This window comes from Clostridium sp. CAG:221, assembly GCA_000435835.1.
Classification (GTDB): domain Bacteria; phylum Bacillota; class Clostridia; order Clostridiales; family Clostridiaceae; genus Clostridium.
On record FR883406.1, the window covers coordinates 47,699 to 61,471 of the forward strand.

Genomic DNA, 13,773 nt, shown 5'->3' on the forward strand with positions numbered 1-13,773 from the left:
TTTTTCCACAGGCATATATTTACCATACAAAAAAACTCATGCCCTATTAACCTTATCTGTATTTCTAATACTAGCTAGTTAATATTGACATGAGTTTTTATTAGAATAATGAAAGTTGATTAGTTTCTGACATTCCTTTTAAGCATCCATGTGTACTTAAAGTTTCAATAACAGTCTTTGATACTTTAGACCTTATTCTTAAGTCTTCTTTAGAAATAAATTCTCCATCTTTCCTTGCTTCAGCTATTGCCTTGGCAGCATTCACTCCAACACCTTGAAGAGAACTAAGTGGTGGTCTTAAAGCATTACCAACTATTTGGAATTTAGTTGCATCAGATTCATATAAATCAACTTTAAGCATTTCAAAGCCTCTTTTATACATTTCAAATGCTAATTCCAGTACTGTAATAAGTCCTTTATCTTTTACTGTTGCACTATTTCCTAATGCATATAGTTCCTGTAATTTAGCATGTACTGCACTTTCACCTTTACAAATAAGATCTGCATCAAAATCATCTGCTCCTCTTACTGTAAAATATGTTGCATAATATGCCAGTGGATAATATACCTTATAATATGCAACTCTCACTGCCATCATACAATATGCAACAGCATGCCCCTTAGGGAACATGTACTTAATCCTCTTACAAGATTCTATGTACCAGTCTTCAACATTATTTTCTCTCATTATTTTTTCAAATTCTTCTGTTAAGCCTTTACCTTTTCTTACACTTTCCATGATGGTAAAAGCTGTTTTAGGAGGTACACCTTTGTACATAAGGTATACCATAATATCATCTCTTGTTGCAATACAATCTCTTAAGGTAGTATATCCTTCCTTAATAAAGTATTGTGCATTATTAAGCCATACGTCTGTACCATGAGAAAGTCCTGAAATTCTCACCAGGTCAGAGAAGGTTTTAGGCTGTGTATCCACAAGCATCTGTCTTACAAACTTTGTACCAAACTCAGGAAGACCATAAGAACCAACTTCACATTCAAGCTCCTCTTTAGTAACTCCTAGAGCATCTGGCTTAGTAAATAATGATAATACTTTTTCATCGTTTAACGGTATTGTTTTAGGATCTATGCCTGTTATATCTTGAAGCATCCTTAATACCGTCGGATCGTCGTGTCCTAGTATATCAAGCTTTAACAGTCTTCCGGAAATTGAGTGGTAATCAAAATGGGTTGTTGTTACATCTGATGTATTATCATCTGCCGGCCTTTGAATAGGCGTAAAATTATATACATCTGTATAATTAGGCACAACCATAATTCCACCTGGATGCTGTCCTGTAGTTCTTTTTATTCCAGTACATCCAATGGTCAACCTTTCAATTTCTGCTTGTGAAGCAACTTCACCTTTTTGATCTAAATATTTCTTAACAAATCCATAGGCAGTCTTTTCTGCCACTGTACCTATTGTACCTGCTTTAAATACATATCCCTTACCAAAAAGAACTTCTGTATACTTATGTATATCAGCTTGGTTATCCCCAGAGAAATTTAAATCTATATCTGGTTCCTTATCTCCTTCAAATCCTAAGAAAGTTTCAAATGGTATATCGTGACCATCTTTAATATATGGCACTCCACAATCTGGGCAATCCTTATCTGGCAAATCGGCCCCTGAACTCACTGATCCATCTAAGAAGAATTGTGACTTTTTACATTTTGGACATACATAATGAGGTGGAAGACCATTAACTTCTGTAATATCTGACATTGTTGCAACAAAGGAAGATCCAACAGATCCTCTTGAACCAACTAGATATCCATCTGCATATGATTTAGCCACCAGCTTTTGTGCAATAAGATAAAGAACTGCATATCCGTTATTTATAATAGAGTTTAATTCTTTATCAAGCCTCTTCTGCACTACTTCTGGCAAATTTTCTCCATATATTGAATGAACCTTATTCATTGTCATGTTCCTTATATCATCATCTGCCCCTTCAATCTTAGGAGGATATGTTTCATCAGGAATAGGCTTTAATATATCAACTGAGTCTGCAATTTCTTGTGGATTTTTAATAACAACTTCTCTTGCAATATCTTCACCTAAATAAGAGAATTCCTTTAACATCTCCTCTGTGGTTTTCAAGTATAAAGGTGGTTGATTTTCTGCATCTCCAAAACCTTGACCAGCCATTATAATCCTTCTAAATGCTTCATCTTGTGGCTCCAAGAAATGTACGTCTCCTGTAGCTACAGTTGGCTTATTAATTTCTTTTGCCAAATTATAAATCTTCCTATTTATATCCTTAAGCTCTTCTTCATCTTTAACATTTCCTTTTTCTATAAGATAAGCATTATTTTCAATAGGTTGAATTTCAACATAATCGTAAAAGCTCATTATTTCTTTTACTTCTTCATCTTTTTTACCACCAAGTACAGCTCTATAAATTTCACCTGCTTCACATGCACCACCAATAATTAATCCTTCTCTCATTTCAGCAAGCCTTGACTTTTTAGTTCTCGGTCTTCTGAAGAAATTATCTATGTGTGCTTCTGATACAAGCTTATATAAATTTCTTATACCTTCCTGTGTTTTTGCTAAAATTATTATGTGATATGTAGGAAGTTTCTTAATATCTACCTTTTCTAAGAAGATTTTATTAAGGTCACTTAAACTTGAAACCTCATATTCTTCTTTAATCTTCTTAATACATTCTACAAATATATCACCTGTTGCTTTAGCATCATCTACAGCTCTATGGTGGCTTGTAAGCTTTACTCCTAAATGTTTAGCCACTAAATTAAGCTTAACTGATTTTAATTCTGGATATAAAAATCTACATATTTGTACTGTATCAAGTATAGTTGCATTAAAAGGTAAATCTAAATCTTTGCAGTTCTTTTCTATAAAGCTACAGTCAAAACTAGCATTATGCGCTACCACTGCTGCATCTCCTATAAATTCCATAAACTTTGGTAATACAAAGTCTATTGAATCTGCATATTTTACCATATCATCGCTTATTCCTGTAAGCTCTGTTATCTTATAAGGAATTGGTCTTCTAGGATTTACAAACTCACTGAAGCTATCAATTATTTTTCCATTTTTAACCTTTACCGCTCCTATTTCAATAATTTTATCATTCTTAGGTGAAAAACCAGTGGTTTCTAAGTCAAATACAACATATGTATCATCCAAGCTTTGCCCTTTTTCATTAAGTGCTAAAGGAATACCATCATCAACTAAATATCCTTCCACACCATAAAGAACTTTAATTTTATTTTTCTTTGCGGCAATTTGAGCATCTGGGAAAGCTTGAACAACCCCATGGTCAGTAATAGCTATGGCAGGATGTCCCCACTTAGCAGATCTTTCAATGATTTTTCCAACTGGAGTAATTCCATCCATAGCACTCATGGTAGTATGACAGTGTAGTTCCACTCTTTTTTCTGCTGCCCCATCCATTCTCTCTAGCTTTTTCATTCTTAAGATATCACGTCCCATGATAACAACTTCTCTAGCATATGTATCATATATTGCTTCACCTCTGACCTTACAATAAAGTCCTTTTTTAATATTATTAAGGACTTCTTCTTTTTCCTGTGGCTTTAAGAAGCATTTTACTGTAATTGAGTCAGTATAGTCTGTAATAAAGAATGTTAATATTATCTTTCCAGTTTTAGTTTCCATAGTATCAACCTTAAATACTTCTCCTAAAACTGCCACATATCCAGAAGTTTCATTTATCTCCTTAATTGGTATTGCTTCAATAGATATATTTCTTCCATAAATACAGTTTTCACTCTTAGGCTCTCTTTTATATGTATTTTCTTTCTTTTCATATGTCTTCTTCTCTGCAGGTTTCTTTTCTTCTGTCTTTCCACTTTCTTTTGATCCATTTCCTGCTTTTTGTGCTTCTAAAGCTTTGGCTTGTAGTGCCTGATTTAAAAGTTTTCTTTCATTTTTTTCTTTTTCAGCATAATCTATAATTACTTCCATAGATGGATCAAATCTTATTTCTACCTTACATTTCAAACCAAATATGGCTTCAATACTTCCTTCAATAGATTTCTCACCACATTTTGACTTTAGATGGTCAGTTACTTTATCATACCCATTTAGTACAATTACCTTATTACCTTCAACAATTCTTTTACTGCTTAAAAGCAAGGTCTTGCATAATGGCGTTTTCTTTACTGTATCAGAAATACATTCAAGCCAATGACTTTTCACCACTTCTTCTAAAGAAATATTTGAAGCATCTCTATAAAATATGATTTCTACAGTTATCCTAATCATCAATGTCTTACATATTATCTTCTTTATTAATTCTTCTTCTTCTATGGCTAATCTTTCTTTTCCTCTTAAAATTACTTTTAAAATATTACTCTTTTTTAAAAGCTGAAATCTTATTATTTTTAATTCTTTATCTTCTAAGCTTTCATGTTTATTTATTTCAAGGGTAATTTTCTTTAAGATATCTTCGCTCATTAAAATCACCTCATCTTTATAAAATTAACTATAACATTATAACACAATTATAAAAATTAAAAAGCTATCTTAATATTCAAATATTAAGATAGCTTTTTAAATTTTATATTCTAATAAAATTAATCTAAAAATTCTACATGTCCATCTAAATCATAGTATGCACCAACAATTTCTAGCTTTCCACTTTCAACTAAATGTTTGATGATTTCATCTTCTGCTAATTGAGCAATTACATCTTCAACATTTTTATGAGAAGCTTCCTCAATAGACTCTGAAGCTTCTACAGCTGGTGCTATTCTTTCCACTATTGACCCTATATTCCCTTCTACTTCAGTTCCTTCATGAATACTCTCATAAGCAGCTGTAACAGCCCCACAACTCTCATGTCCCATTACCACTAAAAGAGGTACTCCTAAATGCTCAACACCATATTCAATGGAGCCTATAGCTAAATCATCCACAACATTACCTGCTAATTTGATATCAAATATATCACCTAGCCCTGTATTAAAGATATGACTTGTTACTACTCTTGAATCTGAACATGATAAGATCACAGCAAAGGGATTTTGTCCATTTTCAAGTTCTGCTCTTCTTTCTTTTGATACATCAATTGTTTCCTTTGCATCCTTTACATATTGTTCATTACCTTTTTTAAGTCTTTCCAAGGCATCATTGGCTGTCTTAATTTCCATACTTTCTAATGTAGCTTCAGATTTTGCCTCATCTTTTTCTACATTTCCGCTACCGGTAGCTAATCCACTACATCCCACTAATGTCATCATACTCATAATAAGCAAAGTTATTGTTATTCTCTTCATTTCTCTTCCTCCCAATTTTTGTTTACCAAGGAACTATTATACACTCAGCTATCACTACATGCAAAACATCATTTTACATAATATTTATTATTTACATTAATCTCGTTAATTTATTCACTAAATAAGTTCTTTTTCTTCTTTATATTTAAAATATACATTTCACATAATTTGATGGTAAAATTATCTTATATCAGTTCTATAAAGAGGTGAAATTATGATATTAAAAACCGAATTTAAAAATAATATACCAAGATATTACTGTAGCAACTGTTCAAAATGTACTAGTCATATTTCAATAAACTTTACTAATCTAAAACATAGAGGATGCTGCTATTACTTTCCTAAATTTAATTTAGTAGATATTCAGAAAATGGTTCAACTACCAGGCGGAAAAAATGTTTTAGATAAAATAATAAACACTGATGGTACCATAATCTATAAGTATCATATTGAAACTCATGGAATCTTTGAAGAAGAAAAATATCAAAAGTTCCTTCAAGGTAACTTGGAACTTTCAAATGAAGAGCTTAACATCTTAATTTCTGATGAATTTCATGATAAATCACTTTTCTTTAAAAGCTGCCCTTTTGTAGAGGATGGAGTTGGATGTACCATTCCATTTCAATTTAGGAATCCAGTATGCAATTTCTTTCTTTGCCATGAAATAAAAAATAATGCACACGATGATAAATTAATAAAAGAATATGAAAATGAAGCAGAAAGTTTCTGGAAGTTTTATGATTGGGAAAATATGAATTTAACACATTTACTCCATGAAAATAATCTAAATCTTCTTAAAGATTTTCATAAAATCTTAAAGTTTCTAGCTAATTATGAAATTTCCTACTATGATTTTCCCCCACTGGCAGAAATGGACCTCCATACTGAGGAATCATCAACTAATTTTATAAAATAAATAAGTACAAGCTTCTTTTTTAGCTCATCCCTATGTTTATTCTATAAATGATAATAAATCTATTAATCTATCATAGCCTAACACTACATTTTCAAACTCTTCTTTTGCATTTTGTATATACAAGGAAGGGTCCTGTAGTGCTGGCGAAAAATGAGTAAGCATCATTTTTCTACATTTTGCTTTTCTAGCTAATGTAGCTGCTTCTCTAAAGGTCATATGTTGATTTTTTATAGCTTTTTCTATATCATCATCACTACCATAAGTTCCTTCACAAATAAATAAGTCACTATCTTCTATAAAATTTATACTTTCTTCTAAAGGTCTGCTATCAGTGATATAGGAAAGCTTAATTCCTCTTCTTTCATCACCAAGCACCATTGAATCTTTATATTCTTTGCCCTCATAAATAATACTTACTTCACCTTTTTGCAATCTATTCCATAATAATTTAGGCACATCATTCTTTAGAGCTTTTTCCACATTAAACTTTCTAGCTCTCTTAAAATAAAAGCTATATCCTATACATGGTGCTGAATGCTCCAGTTCCATTGTATTAATCATTATCTCCGTTTTTTCCTCAGCATCTTCGTTTACTTCTAAGGTTTCACTGCCCATTTTTAATGCTATTCTTCTTTCATTTTCTATAATCTTTACTTCATAAGGCAGATACCTAGCAATTACTCTTAAATAATCTACCACCTTGTCTATTCCTTCTGGTCCTATGATGGTAAGAGGTGCTGTCCTTCCACTGTTGCCTATGGTGGCTAACAATCCTGGAAGCCCTACGATATGATCTCCATGACAATGAGTTATACATATTACATCTACAGATTTAAATCCCCAACCAATGATCCTCATGGAAACCTGTGTTCCTTCACCACAATCAATTAATATTTTTCGTCCTTTAAAGTTTATTAAAAGTGCCGATAAATTTCTAAAGGGCATAGGCATTCCACCACCACAACCTAACAAGCATAAATCTACCATTGTTACCCCTCTTTCTTTTACTAGTATATTTATTAATTTACTCTACTATTTTATATTTATCCATATGATTTTAATACTTCCATATATTATCTAAGCTTCAATTGCGGAACATATTAAAAATTATATTAATCATAGATATAAATCATGCCCTTGGAAAATTGATGATTTAAGTTACTAAAACTCACACTATTAAATAAGGTTGCCTATATAGGCAACCTTATTTATGTGTAACTCACAAACTCAGTAATGTCATTACAATTTTTATTAAAAGAGTTAGAGGCTTAAATTCCAATTTATTTTTACAATTCAAGAACACAATCTTCAGTTATTGCAACTTAAAAGGATGTCCGTATGTACCTCCTCTGTTTTATACTCCTATTTCAAGATTATTTTAAAGAAAAGCAAATATATTTTCTTAAAAAAATACTAAAGTCATTAGGAAATCCATTAGAAAATCCGCTGGTTAATATTTTTACCCTAATCTATAACCCCTTTTACATAAACTCATATAATTTGAAATAAAATTTAAAACGGTTGAATAAAAGGATACGCTAATTTATTATCGGAAATACTGTTTAACTTATAAAATTTTAAAAAAATCTCATTCTTTAAGCAGTCCTAGTATAGTATTTACTCTCCACAATATCTCCATTAATATCATACATTTTTAATATCTCTGAGTTAGCTGGCAAGATAATTGTAAATGGCTTACTATTATCAATATCCTTTATTTCAACACCATTACTAGTGTTAATTTCTATTTTAGCTATTTGTTGCTTATTCATGGACATATAAATCTTTTCATCAAAGCCTTTCATTTTAAGTACTAAAGCATCATTGACATTTTCCCCTGCTGCACCATATCTAAAGAAATAACCAAAAGAAAATCCTTGATTATTAACATAAATAGATATAATATACTTTTCTTCACTATCTTCATAAAAGAGCATTGAAGAAATACGCTTTGTTTCTGCTTTAGCTACTTGCCAATCATCAGGTATTCTTTGAGATACTCGTGCATCTTTTTCAACATTTGTCTTATACGTACCTATAGCACTGTTATTATATAAAAAAATTAATATTAGTAGCATAAATCCAGCAAGTACTCCTAAATATTTGCCTATATTTTTCATCCACCTTCCTCCATTTTTTTCCTAAAATTGTAATTTACCATTATATAAGTTTTATAATAATATCACATAATTTTAATATTATTCATCATTATGTTTAATTTTTCTTATTTCCTGAATGATAACATATGTGCAACACATCATAGTAACAGTAGTTATTGTAGCAACCACAATAGCAATTCGGTCTTGCTGAAAGCCTAATAATCTGAATAAGATTATAAATATAGATGCAATGATAATTGATGCTACAAACGCTAAACATATCTTTACAATAATATCTATATCCTCTCTTTTTATTACATTATCTTCTTCTGATTTTTCATTGGTAGAACTATATCATCCAAATGCATAAACTCAACTAATTAATGCTATAACTAAAATGATTCCTCTCATTATTAATCCTCCTTAATTTAATGAAAAAATATAATATAATTGGACACTAAACTTTATGATTAATTATACCATATTTTACATAAATTGTAGCTATTAATAAATCGCTTCGTAATTAATTATTTAAAGTAATCCAACCTTTTATCTATCTATAAGCACAATTAATTTTCTTTTCATATTTTATTATATAAACCCTTTTTTATTTCTTTTATTCTTACTCTTCTTCCCATGCCATAGCTCTAGTTACTGCTTTTTTCCATGCTCTATAAAGCTTTTCTTTCTTATCTTCATCATATTGTGGCTCATACGCTTGGCTTACACACCATTTTGTAGCTATCTCTTCTTTTGATTTCCAGAAGCCAACAGCTAATCCTGCAAGATATGCTGCCCCTAATGCAGTTGTTTCTGTAATTATTGGTCTAATTACCTTTGTTCCAGTTATATCAGCTTGGAACTGCATTAAGAAATTATTTCTACTAGCTCCTCCATCAACCTTAATACTATTAAGTCTACAACCTGAATCCTCTTCCATTGCATCCATAAGATCCCTTGATTGATAAGCAATGGATTCTAATGCCGCTCTTATTATATGGTTTTTATTAGTGCCTCTTGTAAGTCCTAATATAGTTCCTCTTGCATACATATCCCAATAAGGAGCTCCAAGCCCTGTAAAGGCAGGTACTACATATACTCCACCATTATCTTTTACTTTACCTGCAAAGTATTCTGTATCAGCTGCATTATTCACTAGCTCTAACTCATCTCTAATCCATTGAATTACAGCTCCACCAACAAATACTGATCCTTCAAGAGCATATTGGACTTTACCATCTATACCAACTGCTATAGTAGTTAATAATCCATTTTTACTTTCAATCATCTTCTCCCCAGTATTCATTAAAAGAAAACATTCTGTTCCATATGTGTTTTTTACATCTCCAGCTTTATAGCATGTTTGTCCAAATAATGCACATTGCTGGTCTCCAGCCATTCCAGAGATAGGTACTCTTACACCACCTTTTCCCCCTAGATTAGTGTATCCATAAACCTCAGAAGAATTTCTCACTTCTGGAAGCATAGACATAGGAATACCTACTCTTCCAATAATCTTCTCATCCCATCTAAGCTCTTTGATATTATATAACATTGTCCTAGATGCATTTGTATAATCTGTAACATGTACTTTTCCATTAGTTAATTTCCAAACAAGCCATGTATCTACAGTTCCAAAAAGTAATTCTCCTTTTTCAGCTTTCTCCCTAGCTCCCTCCACATTATCTAAAATCCATTTTATTTTTGTTGCTGAGAAATAAGCATCTAATAATAACCCTGTACTTTCTTTTACATATTTAGCAAACTCTTTATCCTTCTTTAATTCATCAACAATTGCAGCAGTCCTTCTACATTGCCATACTATGGCATTATATATAGGTTCTCCAGTATATTTATCCCATACAATAGTTGTTTCTCTCTGATTGGTAATACCAATTGCTGCTATTTCTTCTTGAGTTATATTAGATTTAGCCAGCACTTCTTGTAAAACACCATATTGACTGGACCATATTTCCATTGGATTATGCTCCACCCATCCTTCATGAGGATAAATTTGTGTAAATTCCTTTTGACTTATATCTAATATATTTTGATCCTTATCAAAAATAATAGCTCTTGAACTTGTGGTTCCTTGATCTAATGCAATAACATACTTTTTCATTTTTTATACCAATCCTTTCAAAATATATATTAAATAAAAATAACCACATAAAACATATTAATTGCATAAATGCATATGTTTTATGTAGTAACTCTCACTTTCTGTTATTACCTACATAAATAGAAATTTTAAAACTCTAAATGTAACTTGGTAACCGTTTACAGTTATATTTTTTAGTATTACAAATATCATAACTCTTGTCAACTTGCTTCTCTCATTTATATATACTATACAGTCTCAATCTTTGCTGATATTTAACTTTTTTAATTGCAAAAAACGAAAGTTATTTTTTGTAAATATTTATATTTGTTTTTCAAATTAACAGCTCTAAAGCTTTACATATCAAGATTAATATAGATTTTTTCTTATTTCCACTATTGTCATTTTCTTCTTTTTATGGTATAAATATATTTATATTTTGCAAGTTGTGTTTTCGAAAATTGCATTTGATAAAAACAAAGGGGGATACTTATGAGAAAAAAATTAAATTTGACAGCGAAAATTTTTATATGCTTAATTCTTGGAGCCATTACAGGTATTATTTTATACCAATTACCTAGTGGATACATTAAGGATGATTTTATTATTAATGGTGTTTTTAAAGTTATAGGTAAGGGATTTGTTCGAGCAATGCAAATGCTAGTTGTACCTTTAGTATTTTGTTCCCTTGTTTGCGGTAGTATGTCTATTGGAGATACTAAGAAATTAGGTAAAGTAGGTGCTAGAACCATAGCTTTCTATATTGCAACTACAGCCATAGCAATAACCCTTTCCATTGGTATAGGAAAGTTAATTAATCCTGGTTTAGGTCTTGATTTATCTACTATAGAAATTGCTGAAACAACTATAGCAGAAAGTACAGCAGTTTCTGATGTAATATTAAATATAATTCCAACTAATCCTATAAATTCATTAGCTGAAGGAAATATGCTTCAAATAATAGTATTTGCTCTTTTAATTGGCCTTATTTTAGCACAATTGAAGGATAAAGCTGAAACAGTTGGTAAGTTTTTTACACAATTTAATGATATTATGATGAAGATGACAACAATAGTTATGAAGGCTGCTCCAATAGGTGTATTTTGCCTTATAGCCACAACTTTTTCAACTATGGGATGGAATGCTTTTGCTCCACTTTTAAAATATATATTTGCAGTATTTTTAGCATTAGCTATTCATTGCTTAGTAACATATATGCTTATGCTTAAAGGCTTTACAAAACTAAGCCCAATAAAATTCTTAAGCAAATTTGCTCCTGTTATGAGCTTTGCATTTTCTACAGCATCATCTAATGCTTCAATTCCTTTATCCATTGAAACATTAGATGAAAAATTAGGTGTTTCTGAAAACATATCATCTTTTACTGTACCACTTGGTGCAACTATTAACATGGATGGGACTGCTATAATGCAAGGTGTAGCTGTAGTATTTGTTGCTCAAGCTTTTGGTATCAACCTAGGATTAAATGATTACCTTACTGTAATACTTACAGCAACACTTGCTTCCATAGGTACTGCTGGTGTTCCTGGCGTTGGTATGATCACTCTATCAATGGTCTTTAATTCTATAGGACTACCTGTTGAAGGAATAGGTCTTATAATGGGAATTGATAGAATATTAGATATGTGTCGTACTGCTGTCAATGTTACAGGTGATGCAGTATGTACAACAATAATTGCTAAACAATACGGTGAACTAGATGAAAGTATCTTTAATGACGATCTTAATACAGCAATTTTAAATGATTAATTAAGAAAAGGGCAATTTATAATGCCCTTTTATTTTCTATTACAATATTTTATTTAATTCTATTACCGCAATATGGACAATAACTATATTGTGAATCAACCTCTCTTCCACAGCCTGGGCATATTTTTTTCCCTCCATGTATTTTCCTCTTCTTTTAAATCCCAATAATTTATTTCTATATCATTGTCATGCTCAATACTTTTTCCCTTTTCCTTAGAAACTTTAAATACACAGCTACAATTCTCACAAATAAGGTAGTATTCTTCATGCCACTTAAATATAGGTATAAAGAAAAAATGAAAATAATCATATTGCTTTACCAATTTACCTGTAACATTTTGTAAACATCTTTTACATGTAAGATTATTTATTTCTTTTATTATCTTTTCCCTATGTTCTATGCCAAAAATCCCTATAAAAAACATAGTTTCCTCCTTTTATAATATTAATAAATTTGTTTTATAAGCATTAATATTTTCTATTATACATATGCATATATTTATTATAGTAGATTATTTAAAATAAAGGAGTTTTTTATGCAATCTATCTTAAATAAAATTAGCAATTTAGAAAAACTTATAGGCAACACTCCACTAATTGAAATTACCTTTAAATATAAAGATAGACCTTTAAAGATTTATTCTAAAATTGAATATTACAATTATACTGGAAGTATTAAAGATAGAGTTGCCTTATATATAATAAAAAAAGCTTATTTAGCTGGTAAAATTAAAGAAAAAGATATTGTTGCAGAAGCTACCAGTGGTAATACAGGCATATCCTTTGCAGCCATTTGTACCTATCTAAATCATGATGTCCATATTTATATGCCTGATTGGCTCAGCACTGAACGAATGAAATTATTAGAAAGCTTCAATGCAACCTTACATTTAGTTTCCAAGGAAGATGGAGGATTTCTAAAATGTATTTCATTAATTGAACAGTGTAGCAAACTTTGTTCTGATATATTTCTTCCAAGCCAATTTACCAACGTAGATAATATTTATGCTCATTACTACTCAACTGGTCCTGAAATCTATTCTTCCTTAAGAAAAAGACATATCATTCCATCTATCTTTGTTGCTGGTGTTGGTACAGGTGGTACTGTTATGGGAATAGGTAAATACTTAAAAGAAAAAAATAAAAACATTAGAATTTATCCTCTAGAGCCAGCTAATTCTCCAACACTATCAACAGGAACACACATAAGTGACCATAGGATTCAAGGTATATCTGACGAATTTGTTCCACCAATTTTAGATCTTGCCTCTTTAAATGAAATTATAAGTGTTGATGATGGCGATTCAATAATAATGGCTCAAAAACTTTCTAAAGTTCTTGGTCTTGGTGTAGGTATTTCCTCTGGTGCTAACTTTTTAGGTGCTGTTAAGGCCTTAGAAATGAATAATTTTAAAGGAGCAGCTATTACCGTTTTTCCTGATGATAATAAAAAATATATTTCTACAGATTTAATGAAAAAAGAACCTGTTAAAGAAAACTTTATTTCTTCAGATATTGAATTATTGCATTTTCGCATATTATAATCACCATAAAATAATATAAAAAATATAGGCAGTTTTTTAAACTGCCTCAGACTGTTGACAAAGTGTCAA

General features: G+C 30.7%; 10 protein-coding genes. 3 read left to right on the forward strand and 7 right to left on the reverse strand.

What is annotated here, in order from left to right; translation table 11 throughout:
- Positions 1 to 100 precede the first annotated feature (100 nt).
- Together Q5O44_RS09665 and Q5O44_RS09670 are read right to left on the reverse strand one after the other, a co-directional pair.
- A complete protein-coding gene (locus tag Q5O44_RS09665) occupies positions 101 to 4,453 on the reverse strand; it encodes a PolC-type DNA polymerase III (RefSeq protein ID WP_022168212.1) in 4,353 nt (1,450 codons plus the stop codon).
- Between the two features lie 119 nt (positions 4,454 to 4,572).
- A complete protein-coding gene (locus Q5O44_RS09670; RefSeq protein ID WP_022168213.1) occupies positions 4,573 to 5,274 on the reverse strand; it encodes a carbonic anhydrase in 702 nt (233 codons plus the stop codon).
- Positions 5,275 to 5,488: 214 nt separating this feature from the next.
- On the opposite strand from Q5O44_RS09670, the gene Q5O44_RS09675 reads away from it, so the two are divergent.
- Positions 5,489 to 6,190, forward strand: coding sequence for a hypothetical protein (locus tag Q5O44_RS09675; RefSeq protein WP_022168214.1), 702 nt, complete (start codon positions 5,489 to 5,491; stop codon positions 6,188 to 6,190).
- Positions 6,191 to 6,226: 36 nt separating this feature from the next.
- Here Q5O44_RS09675 and Q5O44_RS09680 read toward each other — a convergent pair whose 3' ends face one another.
- From Q5O44_RS09680 to glpK, 3 genes are all read right to left on the reverse strand, one after another.
- Positions 6,227 to 7,177: a ribonuclease Z gene (locus Q5O44_RS09680; RefSeq protein WP_022168215.1), complete on the reverse strand. Its 951-nt coding sequence runs from the start codon at positions 7,175 to 7,177 to the stop codon at positions 6,227 to 6,229.
- A gap of 608 nt (positions 7,178 to 7,785) precedes the next feature.
- Complete coding sequence (locus Q5O44_RS09685; protein WP_022168216.1) at positions 7,786 to 8,310, reverse strand: hypothetical protein; 525 nt, start codon at positions 8,308 to 8,310, stop codon at positions 7,786 to 7,788.
- A 601-nt stretch (positions 8,311 to 8,911) separates the two neighbouring features.
- Positions 8,912 to 10,411, reverse strand: coding sequence for a glycerol kinase GlpK (gene glpK, locus Q5O44_RS09690; RefSeq protein WP_022168217.1), 1,500 nt, complete (start codon positions 10,409 to 10,411; stop codon positions 8,912 to 8,914).
- Between the two features lie 471 nt (positions 10,412 to 10,882).
- Between glpK and Q5O44_RS09695 the strand changes: the two genes are divergently transcribed.
- Positions 10,883 to 12,160 carry a dicarboxylate/amino acid:cation symporter gene (locus Q5O44_RS09695; protein ID WP_022168218.1) on the forward strand — a complete coding sequence of 426 codons (1,278 nt, stop codon included), beginning with the start codon at positions 10,883 to 10,885 and terminating at the stop codon, positions 12,158 to 12,160.
- Between the two features lie 49 nt (positions 12,161 to 12,209).
- Here the strand turns inward: Q5O44_RS09695 and Q5O44_RS15250 are convergent, their stop codons facing one another.
- Together Q5O44_RS15250 and Q5O44_RS09700 are read right to left on the reverse strand one after the other, a co-directional pair.
- Positions 12,210 to 12,284: a zinc-ribbon domain-containing protein gene (locus Q5O44_RS15250; protein ID WP_368075617.1), complete on the reverse strand. Its 75-nt coding sequence runs from the start codon at positions 12,282 to 12,284 to the stop codon at positions 12,210 to 12,212.
- Complete coding sequence (locus tag Q5O44_RS09700) at positions 12,256 to 12,585, reverse strand: zinc ribbon domain-containing protein (protein WP_022168220.1); 330 nt, start codon at positions 12,583 to 12,585, stop codon at positions 12,256 to 12,258. The genes Q5O44_RS15250 and Q5O44_RS09700 overlap by 29 nt, the downstream gene beginning before the upstream one ends.
- 111 nt (positions 12,586 to 12,696) lie before the next feature.
- On the opposite strand from Q5O44_RS09700, the gene Q5O44_RS09705 reads away from it, so the two are divergent.
- Entirely contained in the window at positions 12,697 to 13,704 is a 1,008-nt protein-coding gene (locus tag Q5O44_RS09705; RefSeq protein WP_022168221.1) for a PLP-dependent cysteine synthase family protein, read from the forward strand.
- Positions 13,705 to 13,773: the final 69 nt, after the last annotated feature.

Coding starts and splice junctions, on each gene's coding strand:
- Q5O44_RS09675 (WP_022168214.1), top strand. CDS start 5,489: ATGATATTAAAAACCGAATTTAAAAATAATATACCAAGATATTACTGT.
- Q5O44_RS09665 (WP_022168212.1), bottom strand. CDS start 4,453: ATGAGCGAAGATATCTTAAAGAAAATTACCCTTGAAATAAATAAACAT.
- Q5O44_RS09705 (WP_022168221.1), top strand. CDS start 12,697: ATGCAATCTATCTTAAATAAAATTAGCAATTTAGAAAAACTTATAGGC.
- Q5O44_RS09685 (WP_022168216.1), bottom strand. CDS start 8,310: ATGAAAAATATAGGCAAATATTTAGGAGTACTTGCTGGATTTATGCTA.
- Q5O44_RS09680 (WP_022168215.1), bottom strand. CDS start 7,177: ATGGTAGATTTATGCTTGTTAGGTTGTGGTGGTGGAATGCCTATGCCC.
- Q5O44_RS09695 (WP_022168218.1), top strand. CDS start 10,883: ATGAGAAAAAAATTAAATTTGACAGCGAAAATTTTTATATGCTTAATT.
- glpK (WP_022168217.1), bottom strand. CDS start 10,411: ATGAAAAAGTATGTTATTGCATTAGATCAAGGAACCACAAGTTCAAGA.
- Q5O44_RS09700 (WP_022168220.1), bottom strand. CDS start 12,585: ATGTTTTTTATAGGGATTTTTGGCATAGAACATAGGGAAAAGATAATA.
- Q5O44_RS09670 (WP_022168213.1), bottom strand. CDS start 5,274: ATGAAGAGAATAACAATAACTTTGCTTATTATGAGTATGATGACATTA.